This is a genomic window from Streptococcus sp. ST14, assembly GCF_046098195.1.
Taxonomy (GTDB): Bacteria; Bacillota; Bacilli; order Lactobacillales; family Streptococcaceae; genus Streptococcus.
The window spans coordinates 1-19,828 of the sequence record NZ_JBJUSF010000018.1 but is presented as its reverse complement, the minus strand read 5'-3'; the positions used below and the strand labels follow the sequence as shown (position 1 = coordinate 19,828).

Below are 19,828 nucleotides of genomic sequence, written 5' to 3'. Positions count from 1 at the left end.
TCAAAGGAGGAGACAATGTACTTTATCACAGGATTTTTTGTCCTACTTTTTCTCGTTTCGTTTTTAAGGGACAATCGCAGTCTCTGGAATCCAGCTCTCTTGCTTTTGTCTCTGCTCTTTTCTTACCTGTCTATTGCCAATCTTTTTTACGAAGCTGGGCAGAAAGAAGTGCACATGGTTTTCTTTGCAGGGATTTTTCTCCTGCTGCCTCTTTTAGTTTTTCTAAGTGGTTTTTTCCTTATTTATAATGGATTTGTGTTATTGAAAAAAGAAGGAAAATCCAAGGCAAATTATTTGTCTCTAGGATTAGGCTGCGTGATTCTATTCTTTTTTGTGATCATGGCGATTCGAGTGAGCGATACCAAGGGCTTGTTTTACACCAATCATCTAGTGAATATTATCTTTTTCTTTTTGATTTATTCGTATTTGATTTTTGGTTTTGCCTTTGCAGGATTTCTGCTTTATTCCATTCTGTATCTTTTCATTCCTAAGAAAAAATATTATGATTTTATCATCATTCACGGAGCAGGCTTGTTGAATGGAGAAAAAGTCACTCCCTTACTGAAGAGTCGCATTGACAAGGCAGTAGAAGCTTATCACCAGTCTCTCAATCCCAATGTTAAAATCATCGCAAGTGGTGGTCAAGGTGGGGATGAGAAGATTTCCGAGGCTCAGGCAATTTGTAATTATTTGCTGGAAGAGACGGATGTTCCGAGAGAAGCGATTCTCCTGGAGGAAGACTCAACGACGACCTATGAGAATCTTCTCTTATCAAAAGAAATGGGAGAGAAGCTGGTGGCCAGTCCACGTTTTCTCTTTGTGACCAATGATTACCATGTTTTTCGTACCAGTACCTATGCTCGCTGTATTGGGATGAAGGGAGATGGTCTTGGTTGCCGTACAGCCGCCTACTATATCCCATCGGCCTTTATCAGAGAATACATTGCTCTATGTGTGAAGATGAGATGGCTTTTTCTCGCCTTCTATATTTTATTAATTTTAGCTCTGATTTTCTCCTATAGAGGTGTTCTATGGTAATATGTAAAATTCATATTGTAATTCTTGTTAGAATCTCTAAAAAATCTTGTAGTAACCCTAAGGGAAAAATTGTCACTAGTAATGAAAGAGCAGGGTAAGTGATTGTGAGTGCGGTTTTTGGAACGGTTTCATGATTGCTCGTCAATCAATTGAACAATTTCTAACCTAGTTGCAGATTTTCAGAGAGAGTCAAAAATAGGCAACTGAATATGAGTAGACTAGAATTTTACAGTCAACGACAAATAAAAATGTGAACAGCAACAGAGGTTCACATTTTCTTTTTGGTCTATGGCAAAATGGCTTTTAGTTCCTTCAGGATAGTTTGCAAGGTTACGATCGCTTGTTCTCCTTGTTGTGGTTGGTAGAGTAGTTGGAAATACTTGCGAATAGTTTCTTCAAATTGCTTAGGGAGGAGTGTACAATTGGTCTTTGCGTACTCCAACATTCGTTTTTCACCAGGATGGGTTTGCTCATTGAGCGCAAATAACAAGTCAAAGTAGGAAGCAAAAAATTCACTCGTACGATGATTCATGCTAAGAAGATCTTGGCGTTTGATAGCTTTTTCTATTTGGTGAGAGAAGGCAGGCATGGCTTGGTCTAGCAAAAGGAGTTGCCTTTCAATGATATGCTTTTTGAGTTCCTGTGGATAGGGAATCTGGTAGGTTCTTTGGAGAGAAGCATAGTGTCCATTCGGGTCATATAGAATCTTGCTGTGGAGTAGATTATGCCACATGCAAGTTGTATAAGCATTTTGAGCTTTGTGCTGAAAAACGGTTGAGTTCAATTCCTGTTCAAACGACTCCAGCGAACGATAAATCAACTCGATTTCGATACCGTTGTTTAGTACGCAGTCATCCTCTAACTCCCAAAACTGGTTTCCAATTTCCATATAGGAGCAATAGTTGCTAAGAATGATTTGACGAGTTTTCTCATCAATAGGTGAGTTAAGATAGACATAGACATCATAGTCAGAATTTTGATCGTAGGCTTGTCCTGCACGAGAACCACCAAGAGCTATAGCTTCTACTTGTTCCAGTTGAGAGAATTCTTTGCAAAGTTCGTGGATCATGATTTTTCTCCTTGCTTTATGGTTTTAAAGTCATTTTACCAAAAAGTAAAACGTTTGCATAGCATTGAGTTGCTCTTTTTCATTTATAGAAAAAATGTGAACCCTTGTTTTGAGTTCACATTTCTTTTTTTATTCTGCAGCTTGTTGCCAACGTTTTGCTAGCTTATGAGACAGGCTAGAAATGGCAAAGTTAAAGATAAAGTAAATCAAGGCAATCAGGATATAAAGACTGAAGACCTGCTCTGGTTCGAAATAGCGTCCCATGAGAATTTGGCTGGCGCCAAAGAGTTCTTGTAGGGCGATAACAGAGTAGAGAAGGCTGGTATCCTTGATCACAGTTACAAACTGAGAAATGATAGCTGGCAGCATTTTACGGATCGCTTGTGGGAGAATGATATGGTAGAGGATTTGGGCTGAAGTGAATCCTTGTGACATTCCTGCTTCGTATTGTCCCTTGTCCACGGCATTGAGGCCGCCTCGGATAATCTCAGCCAAGGCTGCTGAGGTAAAGAGGGTAAAGGCTGTAATACCAGCTGGCGTCGACTTCATCTTGAAAACCAAAAAGATGGTGAAAATCCAGAGAAGGTTGGGAACATTACGCACAAACTCGATGTAAATGCTAGAGATGATTCGCAAGACAGGATTTTTCCCATTTCGCATAACCGCAAGTACTGTCCCGATCAGGGTCGAGAGGACGATGGCAATCAGAGAAATATAGAGGGTCAAGCCAAATCCTTTAAAGATAAAGACTAGGTTATCTGGGGTCAAAACTTCTAAAATAGATTCCATAGTAACCTCCTAAAGTGAATAGGCTTTTTTGTTGGCTTGCTCCATCTTGCGACCAAATTGGGCGACAGGGAAGCAAAGGGCAAAGTAGAGTAGAGCAGCACCTAGAAATGCTGGGATGTAGTTTCCGTTAAGAGCTGACCAAGATTTGGTCACAAACATCAAGTCTACTCCAGAGATGATAGCAACAGTTGAAGTATTCTTGATAAGGTTAACGATTTGGTTGGTCAAAGGAGGGAGAATGATACGGAAGGCCTGAGGCAAGATAATCAAGCGCATAGCACTGATATAGGTAAAACCTTGCGACAAGGCGGCCTCCATCTGACCACTAGGAATAGACTGAATCCCTGAACGGATAACCTCAGCGATATAAGCGCCGTGATAGAGTCCGACGCAGAGAACAGCTGTCCAATAAATCGGAATCATGATGGTGTGTTCACTGATAAGAGGTAGACCATAAAAGACGATAACAAACTGCACTAAGAGGGGGGTGTTTTGGTAAAATTCGACAAAGATACGAGCCAAAATTCTTAAAATTTGATGTTTGCTAGTTGATAGGACTCCAAAGATGATTCCTAAGACCATAGCTAGGATAAAGGATCCAATCGCTAGGGCAAGAGTGAAGAGGAAACCATTGAAAAATTGTCCAAAATCCTGAAAATAGGCTGTCCAAGATGATAAATCTGTCATGGGGTGTCCTCCTTAATCTGCAGTATGGCTAGATGGTTTGAGCTTGTATCGGTCATAAAGTTTCTGTAAACTACCATCCTTGCTCCATTTAGTGACCAAGGTATCGAGATAGTCATTGAGCTCGGTATTTGATTTCTTGGTAACAATGCCATAGTCAGATGGCTTGAAACTATCATCTAGTAGTTCTGTCCGTTTACTAATGTAGCCAGACAGGATAGAACGATCCACGGAAAAGGCATCAATACGGTGAGCGTGAAGGGAAGTAATCAATTCTGGGTAGGAGCCAAGTTCGACGAATTTAAAGGTTAGACCTTTCTTTTTCCCTAGTTCAGTAATCAGGCGTTGGGTGATGGAACCTTGAGCAACTCCGATCGTTTTACCGTTTAGGTCTTCAATGCTTTTGATGTTGGCAGATTTGTTGACCAAAAAACCAGAAGCGTCCGTATAGTAGGGACTGGTGAAGTTGTATAGTTTTTTACGCTCGTCTGTGATAGTGAAGGTCGCGATATCCATGTCGACTTGTTCATTGTCTAGTAGTGGTCCGCGAGTTTGTGCAGTAACAGGAACGTAGCGAATCTTGACCTTGAGTTCGTCTGCAATCATCTTGGCCAAGTCCGTTTCGATACCAGAATAAGTTCCAGTCTTAGGGTCCTTGTAACCAAAATTGGGAACGTCTTGTTTGACACCGACAACCAGTTCGCCTCTTTTTTGAATGTCTGCGACACTGGTATCAGCCTGGACTGGTTTGGCAGCAGCAAGGCTGAAAAGGCTAATCAATAATGCGGATAAAAAGAATTTCTTTTTCATAGGCGCCTCCTTATTTGACTTTATCACTTTCGTGGTTGATAATTTTGCTGAGGAATTGTTGGGCACGAGGTTCGCTTGGATTGTCGAAAAAGTCATCGACATCTGTCGTATCCACCAAAACTTCTCCGTCAGCCATAAAGATAATGCGGTCCGCAACTTCACGGGCAAAGCCCATTTCATGGGTAACGATGATCATGTTCATCCCGTCATGTGCCAGTTTCTGCATAACTGCTAGAACATCTCCGATAGTCTCAGGATCAAGAGCAGATGTTGGCTCATCAAAGAGGAGGAGTTCCGGATGCATGGCAAGACCACGTGCGATGGCGATTCTCTGTTTTTGTCCACCAGACAGCATAGCCGGATAAGAATCTTTCTTGTCCCACATATTTACAAATTCCAGATATTTTTGGGCTGTTTTTTCAGCTTCTTTTTTATCAATTCCTAGAACTTTAATGGGCGCAAGTGTCACGTTTTCTAACACTGTTTTGTGTGGATAAAGGTTAAAATGCTGGAAAACCATGCCAACTTCCTTACGAAGAGGAACCAGATCTTTCTGGCTAGCACCTGCTACTTGATGTCCATTGACTAGGAGACTTCCTTTGTCAACAGCCTCTAAACCATTAATCGTTCGGATAAGAGTGGACTTCCCAGAACCGGAAGGTCCAAGCAGGACAACAACTTGTCCTTTTTCAAAACGGAGATTGATGTCGCGGAGTGCGTGGTAGTCTCCGTAATATTTTTCGACGTTTTTAAATTCTACTAAAACCATGAGAGATCTCCTTTGTGTTAGATTTTATAACATGATTTTACAACAAAAGAATGTTCTTGTCAAATCATATCTGAAAAAAATTCACTAAAATGTTATAAAAAAGCAATCTGGATAGAGAAAATGCCTAAATCATGTTATAATGAAACGATAGAATTCTTAGAAAGAGTGGATGTTTTTTTTGATAACTCCTACTTATGAATGGCAGTTTGCCCCGCAGGTTGAAGATGCGGATTTTACAAAGATAGCCAAGAAGGCTGGACTGGGTCCCGAGGTGGCTCGCTTATTATTTGAAAGAGGGATTCAGGATGAAGAAAGTCTAAAGAAGTTTTTAGAACCTTCTTTAGAGGACTTACATGACCCCTATCTGCTCCATGATATGGACAAGGCAGTGGAACGGATTCGTCGGGCGATTGAAGAAGGGGAAAACATTCTCATCTATGGAGACTATGATGCGGATGGAATGACTTCAGCTTCGATTGTTAAGGAAAGTTTAGAACAGCTTGGCGCCGAGTGCCGTGTTTACCTACCCAATCGTTTTACCGATGGCTATGGTCCCAATGCCAGTGTCTATAAATACTTTATCGAGCAAGAGGGTATTTCCTTGATTGTGACAGTGGACAATGGGGTTGCTGGTCATGAGGCCATTGAATTGGCTCAGGCTATGGGAGTGGATGTCATTGTGACCGACCACCATTCCATGCCGGAAACCCTTCCCGATGCCTATGCGATTGTTCACCCTGAGCATCCGGATGCGGACTATCCTTTCAAATATTTGGCCGGATGCGGAGTGGCTTTCAAGCTGGCTTGCGCCCTTTTAGAAGAAGTGCAAGTGGAGCTACTCGATTTGGTAGCTATCGGAACTATTGCGGATATGGTGAGCTTGACAGATGAAAACCGTATCATGGTTCAATATGGTCTGGAAATGTTGGGACATACTCAGCGCATCGGTCTGCAAGAAATGCTAGACATGGCTGGGATTGCTGCTAATGAAGTAACGGAAGAAACGGTTGGCTTTCAGATTGCCCCTCGTTTAAATGCCTTGGGGCGATTGGATGATCCCAATCCTGCCATTGATTTGCTGACTGGGTTTGACGACGAGGAAGCTCATGAGATTGCCCTCATGATTCACCAGAAAAATGAAGAGCGCAAGGAAATCGTTCAGTCAATCTATGAAGAAGCTAAGACCATGGTGGATCCTGAGAAGAAGGTCCAGGTCTTGGCAAAGGAAGGCTGGAATCCTGGCGTTCTGGGTATCGTTGCTGGTCGTTTGTTGGAAGAACTAGGGCAGACAGTCATCGTTCTTAATATAGAAGATGATCGTGCCAAGGGTAGCGCTCGTAGTGTGGAAGCGGTCGATATTTTTGAAGCCTTGGATCCCCACCGAGATCTCTTCATCGCATTCGGTGGCCATGCTGGTGCAGCAGGAATGACGCTGGAAGTGGAGAAACTCTCAGATTTATCTCAGGTCCTAGAAGATTATATCCGTGAAAAAGGCGCAGATGCTAGTGGTAAGAATAAGTTAAATCTAGATGAAGAGTTGGACTTGGAGACTCTTAGCCTGGAAACGGTTAAAAGTTTTGAACGCTTGGCACCCTTTGGAATGGACAATCAGAAACCTGTCTTTTATATCAAGGATTTTCAGGTCGAAAGTGCCCGTACCATGGGGGCAGGCAATGCCCATCTCAAGCTGAAAATTTCCAAGGGTGAGGCGACTTTTGAAGTGGTGGCCTTTGGACAAGGTAGATGGGCGACAGAGTTTGCTCAAACAAAAAAACTAGAATTGGCAGTTACCTTGTCTGTCAATCAATGGAATGGTCAAACTGCCCTCCAGTTGATGATGGTGGATGCGCGTGTGGAGGGTATTCAACTCTTTAACATTCGTGGGAAGAATGCAGTCTTGCCAGAAGGGGTTCCAGTCTTGGATTTTTCTGGTGAGTTGCCAGATCTAGCGACTAGTGACGCGGTTGTTGTGAAAACCATTCCCGAGGATATTACCCTGCTGAAGACCATTTTTCAGGAACAGGATTTCTCTGCTGTCTATTTCAAAAATGACATCGATAAGGCCTACTATCTGACGGGTTATGGGACTAGAGAACAGTTTGCCAAATTGTACAAGACTATTTACCAGTTCCCAGAGTTTGATATTCGCTACAAGCTCAAAGATTTGGCAACTTATCTCAATATCCAACAAATCTTGCTGGTCAAGATGATCCAAGTATTTGAAGAGCTGGGCTTTGTGACGATCAAAGATGGTGTCATGACAGTCAATAAAGAAGCGCCGAAAAGGGAAATTGCTGAAAGTCAGATTTACCAAAATCTCAAACAAACTGTAAAAAATCAAGAAATGATGGCGCTGGGTACCGTGCAAGAAATGTATGATTTTTTAATGGAGTAATAGATAGAAAGGGACTGAGATGACCGATCTCGGTCTCTTTTTGACGGATAAATGCTTGATGTGGGAGTGGTTGATAAGACGATCTTTTGAGTGGTTTACTGATGTTAAGATTGGGGAAATGATTCATTTTTATTCTCTTCTATCACTTTATACGATGTCTGCTTTTAAACCTTATGTAGTAAAAGTATAAATTTTTGTAACATGACTAAAATATAACTCTAAACGAACTGACATGTAAATCAAGTATGATTTTCTTATCAAGAAAATATAAGGGGAAAATAGTTATGAAAAAAACAGTTACGAAACTGACTCTAGGTTTGACTTCTACCGCTATTTTAGCGACAGTTGGTGCTCAAACGGTTCATGCCAACTCTTACGTTGTCCAAGACGGAGATTCATTTTTTGCCATTGCTACCGCCAATGGTATGGATCCTTATGACTTGGCGACTTTGAATGGGAAAACCATCTTTGATACCATCCACCCAGGAGATGTTCTCCAAGTGAGTGGTTCAGCTCAGGCTAACTCTACCTACAGTGCTCCGGCTAGCACTGCGAATGTGGTATCAGATACAGAAGATGTTGTCGAAAAGACTCCAACAAACTATGGAAACTCTTATCCTGTTGGTCAATGTACATGGGGCGTGAAAGAATTAGCGCCTTGGGCTAGTAACTGGTGGGGAAATGCCAACACGTGGGCAATCTATGCTAGTGCTCAAGGCTATAAGACAGGCAGTGTTCCAGTAGTAGGAGCGATTGCCGTTTGGGACGGTGGTGAATACGGCCACGTTGCTTATGTAACAGATGTTCAAAGTGAAAACTCTATCCAGGTATTGGAAGCAAACTATAGACGTCAAAAGCAGATTGCGAATTACCGTGGCTTCTTTAATCCTCATGAATTTTTAGGTAACGTCACTTATATCTATCCAAACTAAAGATGATAAAAAGATTTAGAACTTTCTAAGTCTTTTTTCTTTTTGAAAAAATTTCCTAACGTTATCCTCTATCTTAGTGGATAATTACTGAAAAATTTTTAGATTCTGTAGCGAACAGGAAATTCTCGCTTTTGGACGTAGATAAACCATGTCTTTGTGGAAAATAGTTCTCAAGTCGAGAGGTAAAGGGCAAGAATTTAACTTGTTTTGAACTAAAAGAGAAATTTAGAGTTCGAGAAAGGTATCTGAAATCAAATTGATTCAGAAAATCCATATTTTTGATGGTACAATCGTTCTATTATCTTAGATGAAGCCTCCAAAAGAGAAGTCAAAGTAAAAGAATTCGATTCACAGTAGTGACCAATCTCTAGTTAAAAACCTATCTTCGTTTTGAAAATAATCAAAAAAATGGTATAATGGTAGGAAAAGATTCGGCTGAAAGTTTTGGAACTTTTAGAATAAGAGGGTGAATTCGCCCTATAATCAAGATAAATGAAGTTTCGGAGGAAAAATGAGTAATATTAGTTTAACAACACTAGGTGGTGTACGAGAAAATGGGAAAAATATGTACATCGCTGAAATCGATGGTTCTATTTTTGTTTTGGATGCGGGGCTTAAATACCCTGAAAATGAACAACTAGGTGTTGATGTCGTTATTCCAAATATGGACTACCTTTTTGAAAATAGAGATCGTATTGCAGGGGTCTTTTTGACCCACGGACATGCGGATGCTATTGGTGCCCTGCCTTATCTTTTGGCAGAGGCTAAGGTGCCTGTGTTTGGTTCTGAGTTGACCATTGAGTTGGCCAAACTCTTTGTCAAAGGGAATGATACGGTTAAGAAATTCAATGACTTCCATGTGATTGATGAAGATACGGAGATCGACTTTGGAGGGACTGTGGTTTCCTTCTTCCCTACGACTTACTCCGTTCCAGAGAGTCTGGGAATTGTCTTGAAGACATCGGAAGGAAGCATCGTTTATACAGGTGACTTCAAATTTGACCAAACGGCTAGTGAATCTTATGCAACTGATTTTGCTCGTTTGGCAGAGATTGGTCGTGACGGCGTCCTGGCTCTCCTCAGTGATTCGGCCAATGCAGACAGCAATATTCAGGTGGCTAGTGAAAGTGAAGTTAGGGATGAAATTACCCAAACTATTGCTGACTGGGAAGGTCGTATCATCGTTGCAGCTGTTTCCAGTAATCTTTCTCGTATTCAGCAGATTTTTGACGCTGCGGATAAAACAGGTCGACGTATCGTCTTGACAGGATTTGATATTGAAAATATCGTCCGCACAGCGATTCGTCTTAAGAAGTTGTCTTTAGCCAACGAAATTCTCTTGATTAAGCCTAAAGATATGTCTCGCTTTGAAGACCATGAGTTGATTATTCTTGAGACAGGTCGTATGGGTGAACCTATCAATGGACTTCGTAAGATGTCGATTGGTCGCCATCGTTATGTAGAAATCAAGGATGGGGACCTGGTCTATATTGCTACGGCTCCGTCTATTGCTAAAGAAGCCTTTGTTGCGCGTGTGGAAAATATGATTTATCAGGCAGGTGGGGTTGTCAAATTGATTACCCAAAGTTTACATGTATCAGGGCACGGAAATGTGCGTGATTTGCAGCTGATGATCAATCTTTTGCAACCTAAGTACCTCTTCCCTGTCCAAGGGGAGTATCGTGAGTTGGATGCTCACGCTAAGGCTGCCATGGCAGTTGGGATGTTGCCAGAGCGCATTTTCATTCCTAAAAAGGGGACAACCATGTCTTATGAACATGGAGACTTTGTTCCAGCTGGAGCAGTTTCTGCAGGTGATGTCTTGATTGACGGAAATGCCATCGGGGATGTTGGAAATGTCGTCCTTCGTGACCGTAAGGTCTTGTCAGAGGATGGAATCTTTATCGTGGCAATCACTGTCAACCGTCGTGAGAAGAAAATTGTGGCCAAGGCCCGTGTTCATACGCGTGGATTTGTTTATCTCAAGAAGAGTCGTGATATTCTCCGTGAAAGTTCAGAATTGATTAACCAAACGGTAGAAGAGTATCTTCAAGGTGATGACTTTGACTGGGCAGATCTCAAAGGCAAGGTTCGTGACAATCTGACCAAGTACCTCTTTGATCAAACCAAGCGTCGTCCAGCAATCTTGCCAGTCGTGATGGAAGCAAAATAATAAGCAGAATACCTACAGAAAAAGTCGAAATTCGGCTTTTTCTTATAGAATAGTAAAAGGAGATAACCATGGCAGTTATGAATATTGAGTATTACTCAAAAGTTTTGGATATGGAGTGGGGCGTTACCGTACTCTATCCAGATGCTAGTCGGGTGACTGAACCAGATTGCACGGATATTCCTGTTCTTTATCTTTTGCACGGAATGTCAGGAAACCAAAATAGCTGGCTCAAACGTACCAATGTCGAGCGCTTGTTGCGTGGAACCAATCTCATTGTTATCATGCCCAATACTAGCAATGGCTGGTACACGGATACTCAGTATGGCTATAACTACTATACTGCTCTAGCAGAAGAACTCCCCCAAGTCATGAAACGTTTCTTCCCCAATATGACCAGCAAGCGAGAAAAGACCTTTATAGCAGGTCTCTCCATGGGTGGTTACGGCTCCTTCAAACTCGCTCTATCGACGAATCGATTTTCTCATGCGGCTAGTTTTTCTGGCGCACTCAGTTTTCACGAATTTTCTCCTGAAAGTCAGGATCTTGGGTCACTTGCCTACTGGAGAGGAGTTTTTGGAGAAATCAAAGATTGGACAGCTAGTCCTCATTCGCTTGAAAGTATGGCTGCAAAATCCGATAAAAAGACCAAACTATGGGCTTGGTGTGGAGAGCAAGACTATCTCTACTCTGCCAATAATCTCGCAGTGAAAAACCTCAAAAATCTTGGTTTTGAGGTGACCTATAGTCATAGTCCAGGTAAGCACGAGTGGTACTACTGGGAAAAACAATTGGAGCGTTTTTTGGCTACCTTACCAATTGACTTTGTCTTGGAAGAACGTTTATCTTAGTTTTAGGTTTCTTTCAGCTTTCTTCAGTAAAATAGAGAATCTATCTTGATCAAAGAGAATGTGATTTCAAGATAGATTCTTATTTTTATGAAAGGTGGAGCGTCATGTTCTGGATTATTCGACTATTCTTCCGATTTCTTTTGGGAATTTGGCGTTTCTTCTGGCGTCTGGTTTGGACCGTGGTTATTCTACTTCTCATTGCCTTTGGAGTGGTTTGGTATCTGTCTGGTGATTTTCATTCTGCGGTCAATCAGGTTGAAAAAATGAGCAAGATTGGTCAAGGTGGCTGGAATCAATGGAAGGAGACGGGAACGCTGGAAGTCTTGTCTCAGACAGACAGTCACCAACATGCAGAAGGCAAGTGGGCTCAGGCCTCAGCTCGCATCTATATTGAGCCTCAAATGGATGAGACCTTCCAAGGTGCCTATGCAGAAGCTATAAAAAACTGGAATCAAACGGGAGCTTTTACCTTTGAGGTGGTTGCGGATCCTAGTCAGGCAGATATTGTGGCAAGTGAGATGAATGATGGATCAACCGCTGTAGCAGGTCAAGCCGAGAGTCAAACCAATTTGTTAACCAATCAATTTATATCTGTAACGGTTCGCCTGAATCACTATTATCTATCCAATCCAAACTATGGTTATTCTTATGAACGGATCGTGCACACGGCGGAGCACGAGCTGGGACATGCCATTGGATTGGATCATACTAACGAAACTTCTGTCATGCAGCCAGCAGGTTCCTACTATGGGATTCAGCCTCAGGATGTGAAGGCTGTTCAAGAACTCTATACCAGAAGCGACTAGATGAAGTAGGTGCAATCCGAAAAGAAATCAAAGCTCCTCTATCAAGCGATTGGTGGGGCTTTTTGTTCGTCCTGTTACGGCCTTTTTGCTATAATGGAACTATGAATAACTTGATCAAATCAAAACTAGAGCTCTTGCCGACCAGCCCTGGTTGTTACATTCACAAAGATAAAAATGGCACCATTATCTATGTCGGAAAGGCTAAAAATCTGCGCAACCGTGTGCGCTCCTATTTCCGTGGAAGTCACGATACCAAGACGGAGGCACTGGTGTCTGAAATTGTAGATTTTGAATTTATCGTCACTGAGTCCAATATTGAGGCACTTCTCCTAGAAATCAACCTCATCAAGGAGAATAAGCCCAAGTACAATATCATGCTCAAGGATGACAAGTCCTATCCCTTCATCAAAATCACCAATGAGCGTTATCCTCGATTGATTATCACCCGTCAGGTCAAAAAGGACGGTGGTCTTTATTTTGGACCTTATCCCGATGTAGGGGCAGCCAATGAAATCAAGCGACTATTGGACCGGATTTTTCCTTTTCGCAAGTGTAATAATCCACCCTCTAAGGTTTGTTTTTACTACCATATCGGCCAGTGTATGGCCCACACAATCTGTAAAAAAGATGAGGCCTATTTCAAGTCCATGGCTCAGGAGGTTTCTGATTTCCTAAAAGGGCAGGATGATAAAATCATCGATGACCTCAAGGGGAAGATGGCAAAGGCGGCTCAAAGTATGGAGTTTGAACGTGCAGCGGAATACCGTGACCTGATTCAGGCCATTGGGACTCTTCGGACCAAACAAAGAGTTATGGCTAAAGACCTCCAAAACCGTGATGTATTTGGTTACTATGTGGATAAGGGCTGGATGTGTGTTCAGGTCTTCTTTGTCCGTCAGGGCAAGCTCATTGAGAGGGATGTCAATCTCTTCCCCTACTACAATGATCCGGATGAGGACTTCTTGACCTATGTGGGACAATTCTATCAAGAAAAATCTCACCTGGTTCCCAATGAAGTATTGATTCCGCAGGATATCGATGAAGAAGCAGTCAAGGCCTTGGTGGATACCAAGATTCTCAAACCCCAACGTGGAGAGAAAAAACAACTGGTCAATCTAGCCATCAAAAATGCCCGTGTTAGTCTGGAGCAGAAGTTCAATCTGCTAGAAAAATCTGTTGAAAAGACCCAAGGAGCTATTGAAAATCTGGGACGCTTGCTCCAAATCCCGACCCCAGTCCGTATCGAGTCCTTTGATAACTCTAATATCATGGGAACCAGTCCTGTTTCAGCCATGGTGGTCTTTGTCAATGGCAAACCGAGTAAAAAAGACTACCGAAAGTACAAGATAAAAACGGTTGTTGGACCAGACGATTATGCCAGTATGCGAGAGGTTATTCGCAGACGTTATGGTCGAGTACAACGAGAAGGTTTAACCCCGCCAGATTTGATTGTCATTGATGGGGGGCAAGGTCAAGTCAATATCGCTAAGCAAGTTATTCAAGAAGAGCTAGGTTTGGATATCCCAATTGCAGGTCTGCAAAAGAATGATAAGCACCAAACCCATGAATTGCTCTTTGGAGATCCGCTGGAAGTGGTGGAGTTGTCTCGCAATTCTCAGGAATTTTTCCTCCTCCAACGCATTCAAGATGAGGTACACCGCTTTGCTATCACTTTCCACCGCCAACTGCGCTCCAAAAATTCTTTTTCATCTCAATTGGATGGGATTGACGGTCTGGGACCTAAACGTAAACAGAATCTCATGAAGCATTTTAAATCTCTCACTAAAATCAAGGAAGCCAGTGTGGATGAAATTGTCGAAGTTGGGGTGCCAAGAGCAGTCGCAGAAGCTGTTCAGGGAAAGTTGAATCCGCAGGAAGAAGTGGAGTTGACTCAAGTAGCAGAAGAGAGAGTAAATTACCAAACGGAAGGAAATCATCATGAACCATAAAATCGCAATTTTATCAGATATTCATGGCAATGCGACGGCATTAGAAGCAGTGATTGCAGATGCTAAAGCACAAGGAGTCAGTGAATACTGGCTCATGGGAGACATTTTCCTCCCTGGTCCAGGTGCAAATGACTTGGTCGCTCTGTTAAAGGAACTTCCTATCACGGCAAGTGTTCGAGGCAATTGGGATGATTGTGTCCTTGAGGCTTTAGATGGGCAATATGGCTTGGAAGACCCACAGGAAGTCCAGCTCTTGCGTATGACGCAGTATTTGATGGAGCGAATGGATCCTGCAACGATTGACTGGCTGCGAAGCTTACCTATGCTAGAAAAGAGAGAAGTTGACGGACTGCGTTTTTCTCTTTCTCATAATTTGCCAAATAAGAACTATGGTGGTGACTTGCTAGTTGAGAATGATACAGAGAAATTTGACCAACTCCTAGATGATGAAGTGGACGTGGCAGTCTATGGTCATGTTCATAAGCAGTTGCTTCGTTATGGCAGTCAAGGGCAACAAATCATCAATCCAGGTACCATTGGTATGCCTTATTTTAATTGGGAAAAGTTAAAAAATCACCGTGCCCAGTATGCCGTGATAGAAGTGGAAGATGGGGAATTGGTAAATATTCTATTCCGAAAAGTTTCTTATGATTATGAAGCGGAGTTAGAATTGGCCAAGTCCAAGGGGCTTCCTTTTATCGAAATGTATGAAGAACTACGTCGAGATGACAACTATCGGGGGCACAATCTAGAACTCTTAGCTAGTTTAATTGAAAAGCATGGGTATGTAGAGGATGTGAAGGATTTCTTGGAGGCTATAAAGTCAGAATACAAGATAGACTAGTTTCTTTAAACCCCTGAAAATTAGTTGGAACTGGATGAGGGAATCCCTGACTTAAATGATGGATTTCGTTTGGTTACTCATCCTTGTTCCAATTTCTTTCTATGAAAAATCTCTGCAAGCTCTTTCAAAATATGGTAGAATGGATGCAGTAGAATTAGAAAAGGAAATCGATTATGAAATTTCTTGAATTAAATAAAAAACGTCATGCGACTAAGCATTTTACTGATAAACCGGTAGATCCCAAAGATGTGCGTACGGCTATCGAAATCGCAACCTTGGCCCCAAGTGCCCACAACAGCCAGCCATGGAAGTTTGTGGTTGTTCGTGAGAAAAATGCTGAATTGGCAAAATTAGCTTATGGTGCGAACTTTGAGCAGGTATCATCAGCGCCTGTAACCATTGCCTTGTTTACAGATACAGACCTTGCCAAACGCGCTCGCAAGATTGCTCGAGTTGGCGGCGCTAATAACTTTTCTGAAGAGCAACTTCAATATTTTATGAAGAATCTGCCAGCTGAATTTGCGCGTTACAGTGAACAACAGGTCAGCGACTACCTAGCCCTCAATGCAGGTTTGGTTGCCATGAATTTGGTTTTGGCTCTTACAGACCAAGGAATCGGTTCTAACATTATCCTTGGATTTGACAAATCAAAAGCCAATGAAGTTTTGGATATCGAAGACCGTTTCCGCCCAGAACTCTTGATTACAGTGGGTTACACAGACGAAAAATTGGAACCAAGCTATCGCTTGCCAGTAGATGAAATCATCGAGAAAAGATAGAAGGAAGAAAAAATGACAGCAATTGATTTTACAGCAGAAGTAGAAAAACGCAAAGAAGGCCTCTTGGCTGACTTGTTTAGTCTTTTGGAAATCAACTCAGAACGTGATGACAGCAAGGCCGATGCTGAGCATCCATTTGGACCTGGGCCAGTAAAAGCCTTGGAAAAATTCCTTGAAATCGCAGACCGTGATGGCTATCCAACTAAAAATGTTGATAACTACGCAGGACATTTTGAGTTTGGTGAAGGAGAAGAAGTTCTCGGAATCTTTGCTCACATGGACGTGGTGCCAGCTGGTAGCGGTTGGGACACGGACCCTTATACATCAACTATCAAAGATGGTCGCCTTTATGCGCGTGGAGCTTCAGATGACAAGGGTCCTACAACAGCTTGTTACTATGGCTTGAAAATCATCAAAGAATTGGGTCTTCCAACTTCTAAAAAAGTTCGTTTCATCGTTGGAACAGACGAAGAGTCAGGCTGGGCAGACATGGACTACTATTTTGAACATGTAGGACTTGCGAAACCAGACTTCGGTTTCTCTCCAGACGCTGAGTTCCCAATCATCAATGGTGAAAAAGGGAACATTACGGAATACCTTCACTTTGCAGGTGAAAATACAGGTGCAGCTCGCCTTCACAGCTTCACAGGTGGTTTGCGTGAAAACATGGTACCTGAATCAGCAACAGCAGTCGTTTCAGGTGACTTGGCTGACTTGCAAGCTAAACTAGATGCCTTTGTTGCAGAACACAAACTCAGAGGAGAAATTCAAGAAGATGCTGGCAAATACAAGGTCACCATCATTGGTAAATCAGCTCATGGTGCTATGCCTGCTTCAGGTGTCAATGGTGCGACCTATCTGGCCCTCTTCCTCAGTCAGTTTGACTTTGCAGGACCTGCAAAAGACTACCTCGACATCGCTGGTAAGATTCTTTTGAATGACCATGAGGGTACAAATCTCAAGGTTGCTCATGTAGATGAAAAGATGGGTGCCCTTTCTATGAATGCCGGTGTCTTCCGCTTTGATGAAACAAGTGCTGACAATACCATTGCCCTTAACTTCCGTTATCCAAAAGGAACAAGCCCAGAGCAAATCAAGTCAATCCTTGAAACCTTGCCAGTTGCTTCTGTTAGCCTTTCTGAACACGGTCACACACCTCACTACGTGCCAATGGAAGATCCACTTGTACAAACCTTGTTGAATGTCTATGAAAAACAAACTGGTCTTAAAGGTCATGAGCAAGTCATTGGTGGTGGTACCTTTGGTCGCTTGCTGGAACGTGGAGTTGCCTACGGTGCCATGTTCCCAGACTCAATCGATACCATGCACCAAGCCAATGAATTTATCGCCTTGGACGATCTCTTCCGAGCAGCAGCAATCTATGCAGAAGCTATTTATGAATTGATCAAATAAAACGATAGAAGTCTGAGATGTTATGCTTGGACTTCTTTTTGGAGGGAAAACAGATGTCTCAAATTGAAAGAATCAAGAAAGCTATTATAGCGGATCCGCAGAATACCAGCTATACAGAACGCGGAATTGAGCCTCTCTTTGCGGCGCCAAAAACTGCCCGCATCAATATTGTCGGTCAGGCTCCTGGGCTTAAAACGCAAGAAGCTGGGATCTATTGGAAGGATAAGAGTGGCGATCGCTTGCGTGAGTGGCTAGGTGTGGATGAAGACACCTTTTACAATTCAGGTTATTTTGCAGTTCTGCCCATGGATTTTTACTTTCCAGGACATGGCAAGTCGGGTGATCTTCCACCTCGTACAGGTTTCGCAGAAAAATGGCATCCGCAACTCTTGCAAGAGTTGCCCGATATCCAATTAACTCTCTTGATTGGGCAATATGCCCAAGCCTATTATTTACAGGAAAAAATCAGTGGCAAGGTGACAGAGAGAGTAAAACATTACCAGAACTACTTACCAACCTATTTTCCTCTAGTTCACCCTTCTCCCCGTAATCAAATTTGGATGGCTAAAAATCCTTGGTTTGAGTCAGAAGTAGTGCTAGAGTTGAAAAAAAGAATTAAAACCATTTTAGGAGAAAAAGAATGAAAGAAATAGCCTTCGATGCATTTTACCAGCTTTATCAAAATGAGCAACTTTCTCTAGTGGACGTGAGAGAAGTAGATGAGTTTGAGTCTCTTCATTTAGAAGGTGCTCGTAATTTACCTCTCAGTCAATTGGCTGATACTTATGAACAACTAGACAAAGACCAGCTTTACTACGTGATTTGTAAATCAGGAATGCGTTCAGCGCGTGCTTGTCAATTTCTAGCTGAACAGGGTTATGACGTTATCAATGTCCAAGGTGGAATGACGGCCTTTGAAAATCTTTAAATATATAGTGACAGATCCTAACCTTCCCTTGCTCGGTTCCAACTGAGTGAGGGATTTTGTTTTTAGATAATTCTTAATTTTAAAAATATTGAAAACATTCAATGATTAATTTTGGATACTTTTTTCAGAGTCTTAATCATGGTATACTAGGTCAGTATTTTAGAAATATGAAGGAGATTTTTATGGCTAAAAAAGGTGCCCTAACAGGTTTACTCCTGTTTGGAATATTTTTTGGTGCGGGGAACTTGATTTTTCCGCCTTCTCTGGGTGCTCTATCTGGAGAACATTTTCTTCCTGCCATCGCAGGTTTTGTCTTTTCAGGCGTCGGTATCGCCGTCTTGACCCTTATTATTGGAACGCTAAATCCTAAAGGATATATCTACGAGATTTCAACAAAGATAGCGCCTTGGTTTGCGACTCTTTACCTCTCAGTTCTTTACTTGTCAATCGGTCCATTCTTTGCTATTCCACGTACTGCTACAACGGCTTACGAAGTAGGGATTAGCCCCCTTTTGTCTGATGCAAATAAAGGACTTGGCTTGATTGTCTTTACAGTTCTTTATTTTGCGGCAGCTTATCTGATTTCGCTTAATCCATCAAAAATCTTGGATCGTATTGGCCGTGTTTTAACGCCAGTTTTTGCGATTTTGATTGTTATATTAGTTGTTCTAGGAGCTTTCAAATATGGTGGAACAAGTCCTCAAGCTGCTTCAACTGCTTATCAAGCTTCTGCCTTTGGTACAGGTTTCCTAGAAGGTTACAATACCTTGGACGCCCTTGCCTCAGTTGCCTTTAGCGTAATCGCAGTTCAAACCTTGAAACAACTTGGATTTTCAAGTAAGAAAGAATACATTTCGACTATTTGGGTTGTTGGAATCGTTGTTGCTCTGGCCTTTAGTGCCCTTTACATCGGTTTAGGTTTCCTTGGAAATCATTTCCCAGTACCAGCTGAAGCGATGAAGGGTGGAACGCCAGGTGTTTACATCTTGTCACAAGCCACTCAAGAAATCTTTGGCTCAACAGCTCAACTCTTCCTTGCAGCTATGGTGACTGTAACCTGCTTCACAACAACAGTTGGTTTGATTGTGTCTACAGCTGAGTTCTTTAATGAACGCTTCCCAAAAATCAGCTACAAGGTTTATGCGACAGCCTTTACCTTGATTGGATTTGCCATTGCCAATTTGGGTCTTGATGCGATTATCAAGTACTCCATTCCAGTATTGGTTATCTTGTACCCAATCACGATTGCCATCGTTATGATTGTCATTGTCAACAAATTTGTTGCCCTTTCAAAACCAGGTATGCAGTTGACAATTGCTGTTGTTACAGCTATTGCCATTGCAAGCGTATTAGGAAGCTCATTTAAGGTTGAGTTTCTTGCAAATCTTGTCAACGCTCTTCCTTTTGCAAAGGCATCTCTTCCATGGTTGGTGCCAGCAGTTGTCGGAATCTTGCTCTCATTGGTTTTACCAAACAAGCAAGAGAGTGACGTTTTTGAGATGGAATAAAAAAACCTTGGCATAAGTGTACTGACCCCAAAAAGTTAGACAATTAATTTATCCGAAGGATTTAGTTCTGTATTGCACAGGACTGAGTCCTTTT

At 42.2% G+C, this 19,828-nt stretch carries 18 protein-coding genes; 13 read left to right on the top strand and 5 right to left on the bottom strand.

The features are described 5' to 3' along the window. Nucleotides 1-15: 15 nt before the first annotated feature. The gene (locus tag ACIY19_RS06890) at nt 16-1,038 is read left to right on the top strand and encodes a YdcF family protein (protein WP_409003036.1); all 1,023 of its coding nucleotides are present in this window, start codon (nt 16-18) and stop codon (nt 1,036-1,038) included. A 286-nt stretch (nt 1,039-1,324) separates the two neighbouring features. Here ACIY19_RS06890 and ACIY19_RS06885 read toward each other — a convergent pair whose 3' ends face one another. The 5 genes from ACIY19_RS06885 to ACIY19_RS06865 all read right to left on the bottom strand — a co-directional run bounded on the left by ACIY19_RS06885 (nt 1,325) and on the right by ACIY19_RS06865 (nt 5,159). Further along, nucleotides 1,325-2,107, bottom strand: a complete 783-nt coding sequence (locus ACIY19_RS06885) for a DUF4037 domain-containing protein (RefSeq protein WP_000581068.1) — start codon at nt 2,105-2,107, stop codon at nt 1,325-1,327. A gap of 129 nt (nt 2,108-2,236) precedes the next feature. Continuing rightward, a complete protein-coding gene (locus tag ACIY19_RS06880) occupies nt 2,237-2,896 on the bottom strand; it encodes an amino acid ABC transporter permease (RefSeq protein ID WP_215804429.1) in 660 nt (219 codons plus the stop codon). Nucleotides 2,897-2,905: 9 nt separating this feature from the next. After that, nucleotides 2,906-3,583, bottom strand: a complete 678-nt coding sequence (locus ACIY19_RS06875) for an amino acid ABC transporter permease (protein ID WP_000131152.1) — start codon at nt 3,581-3,583, stop codon at nt 2,906-2,908. 12 nt (nt 3,584-3,595) lie between these two features. Then, complete coding sequence (locus tag ACIY19_RS06870) at nt 3,596-4,390, bottom strand: transporter substrate-binding domain-containing protein (protein WP_081103316.1); 795 nt, start codon at nt 4,388-4,390, stop codon at nt 3,596-3,598. A 10-nt stretch (nt 4,391-4,400) separates the two neighbouring features. Further along, nucleotides 4,401-5,159: an amino acid ABC transporter ATP-binding protein gene (locus ACIY19_RS06865; protein ID WP_409003035.1), complete on the bottom strand. Its 759-nt coding sequence runs from the start codon at nt 5,157-5,159 to the stop codon at nt 4,401-4,403. A gap of 178 nt (nt 5,160-5,337) precedes the next feature. Here ACIY19_RS06865 and recJ point away from each other — a divergent pair, with 178 nt between their 5' ends. From recJ to brnQ, 12 genes are all read left to right on the top strand, one after another. Continuing rightward, a complete protein-coding gene (gene recJ / locus ACIY19_RS06860) occupies nt 5,338-7,554 on the top strand; it encodes a single-stranded-DNA-specific exonuclease RecJ (RefSeq protein WP_409003047.1) in 2,217 nt (738 codons plus the stop codon). 284 nt (nt 7,555-7,838) lie between these two features. Then, the gene (locus ACIY19_RS06855) at nt 7,839-8,486 is read left to right on the top strand and encodes a CHAP domain-containing protein (RefSeq protein WP_409003034.1); all 648 of its coding nucleotides are present in this window, start codon (nt 7,839-7,841) and stop codon (nt 8,484-8,486) included. Nucleotides 8,487-8,997: 511 nt separating this feature from the next. Beyond that, entirely contained in the window at nt 8,998-10,659 is a 1,662-nt protein-coding gene (locus ACIY19_RS06850; protein ID WP_409003033.1) for a ribonuclease J, read from the top strand. Between the two features lie 68 nt (nt 10,660-10,727). Beyond that, nucleotides 10,728-11,507: an alpha/beta hydrolase gene (locus tag ACIY19_RS06845; protein ID WP_409003032.1), complete on the top strand. Its 780-nt coding sequence runs from the start codon at nt 10,728-10,730 to the stop codon at nt 11,505-11,507. 104 nt (nt 11,508-11,611) lie between these two features. Continuing rightward, complete coding sequence (locus ACIY19_RS06840) at nt 11,612-12,313, top strand: M57 family metalloprotease (protein ID WP_409003031.1); 702 nt, start codon at nt 11,612-11,614, stop codon at nt 12,311-12,313. 101 nt (nt 12,314-12,414) lie between these two features. Beyond that, nucleotides 12,415-14,262 carry an excinuclease ABC subunit UvrC gene (gene uvrC, locus ACIY19_RS06835; protein ID WP_409003030.1) on the top strand — a complete coding sequence of 616 codons (1,848 nt, stop codon included), beginning with the start codon at nt 12,415-12,417 and terminating at the stop codon, nt 14,260-14,262. Beyond that, entirely contained in the window at nt 14,252-15,106 is an 855-nt protein-coding gene (locus ACIY19_RS06830) for a metallophosphoesterase family protein (protein ID WP_409003029.1), read from the top strand. The genes uvrC and ACIY19_RS06830 overlap by 11 nt, the downstream gene beginning before the upstream one ends. Before the next feature lie 173 nt (nt 15,107-15,279). Beyond that, complete coding sequence (locus ACIY19_RS06825; RefSeq protein WP_409003028.1) at nt 15,280-15,885, top strand: nitroreductase family protein; 606 nt, start codon at nt 15,280-15,282, stop codon at nt 15,883-15,885. Nucleotides 15,886-15,897: 12 nt separating this feature from the next. Next, nucleotides 15,898-17,298, top strand: a complete 1,401-nt coding sequence (pepV, locus tag ACIY19_RS06820) for a dipeptidase PepV (protein ID WP_409003027.1) — start codon at nt 15,898-15,900, stop codon at nt 17,296-17,298. A 53-nt stretch (nt 17,299-17,351) separates the two neighbouring features. Then, nucleotides 17,352-17,942 (top strand): uracil-DNA glycosylase family protein, encoded by a 591-nt coding sequence (locus tag ACIY19_RS06815; protein WP_409003026.1) that lies wholly within the window; start codon nt 17,352-17,354, stop codon nt 17,940-17,942. Continuing rightward, a complete protein-coding gene (locus ACIY19_RS06810) occupies nt 17,939-18,226 on the top strand; it encodes a rhodanese-like domain-containing protein (protein WP_409003025.1) in 288 nt (95 codons plus the stop codon). Before ACIY19_RS06815 ends, ACIY19_RS06810 begins: the two co-directional genes overlap by 4 nt. Before the next feature lie 182 nt (nt 18,227-18,408). Continuing rightward, nucleotides 18,409-19,734 (top strand): branched-chain amino acid transport system II carrier protein, encoded by a 1,326-nt coding sequence (gene brnQ, locus ACIY19_RS06805; protein WP_409003024.1) that lies wholly within the window; start codon nt 18,409-18,411, stop codon nt 19,732-19,734. Nucleotides 19,735-19,828: the final 94 nt, after the last annotated feature.

What these genes read in the sequence shown, in the direction of transcription:
- ACIY19_RS06890 (WP_409003036.1), top strand. Translation starts at nt 16, where the DNA reads ATGTACTTTATCACAGGATTTTTTGTCCTACTTTTTCTCGTTTCGTTT.
- ACIY19_RS06885 (WP_000581068.1), bottom strand. Translation starts at nt 2,107, where the DNA reads ATGATCCACGAACTTTGCAAAGAATTCTCTCAACTGGAACAAGTAGAA.
- ACIY19_RS06880 (WP_215804429.1), bottom strand. Translation starts at nt 2,896, where the DNA reads ATGGAATCTATTTTAGAAGTTTTGACCCCAGATAACCTAGTCTTTATC.
- ACIY19_RS06875 (WP_000131152.1), bottom strand. Translation starts at nt 3,583, where the DNA reads ATGACAGATTTATCATCTTGGACAGCCTATTTTCAGGATTTTGGACAA.
- ACIY19_RS06870 (WP_081103316.1), bottom strand. Translation starts at nt 4,390, where the DNA reads ATGAAAAAGAAATTCTTTTTATCCGCATTATTGATTAGCCTTTTCAGC.
- ACIY19_RS06865 (WP_409003035.1), bottom strand. Translation starts at nt 5,159, where the DNA reads ATGGTTTTAGTAGAATTTAAAAACGTCGAAAAATATTACGGAGACTAC.
- ACIY19_RS06855 (WP_409003034.1), top strand. Translation starts at nt 7,839, where the DNA reads ATGAAAAAAACAGTTACGAAACTGACTCTAGGTTTGACTTCTACCGCT.
- ACIY19_RS06850 (WP_409003033.1), top strand. Translation starts at nt 8,998, where the DNA reads ATGAGTAATATTAGTTTAACAACACTAGGTGGTGTACGAGAAAATGGG.
- ACIY19_RS06845 (WP_409003032.1), top strand. Translation starts at nt 10,728, where the DNA reads ATGGCAGTTATGAATATTGAGTATTACTCAAAAGTTTTGGATATGGAG.
- ACIY19_RS06840 (WP_409003031.1), top strand. Translation starts at nt 11,612, where the DNA reads ATGTTCTGGATTATTCGACTATTCTTCCGATTTCTTTTGGGAATTTGG.
- uvrC (WP_409003030.1), top strand. Translation starts at nt 12,415, where the DNA reads ATGAATAACTTGATCAAATCAAAACTAGAGCTCTTGCCGACCAGCCCT.
- ACIY19_RS06830 (WP_409003029.1), top strand. Translation starts at nt 14,252, where the DNA reads ATGAACCATAAAATCGCAATTTTATCAGATATTCATGGCAATGCGACG.
- ACIY19_RS06825 (WP_409003028.1), top strand. Translation starts at nt 15,280, where the DNA reads ATGAAATTTCTTGAATTAAATAAAAAACGTCATGCGACTAAGCATTTT.
- pepV (WP_409003027.1), top strand. Translation starts at nt 15,898, where the DNA reads ATGACAGCAATTGATTTTACAGCAGAAGTAGAAAAACGCAAAGAAGGC.
- ACIY19_RS06815 (WP_409003026.1), top strand. Translation starts at nt 17,352, where the DNA reads ATGTCTCAAATTGAAAGAATCAAGAAAGCTATTATAGCGGATCCGCAG.
- ACIY19_RS06810 (WP_409003025.1), top strand. Translation starts at nt 17,939, where the DNA reads ATGAAAGAAATAGCCTTCGATGCATTTTACCAGCTTTATCAAAATGAG.
- brnQ (WP_409003024.1), top strand. Translation starts at nt 18,409, where the DNA reads ATGGCTAAAAAAGGTGCCCTAACAGGTTTACTCCTGTTTGGAATATTT.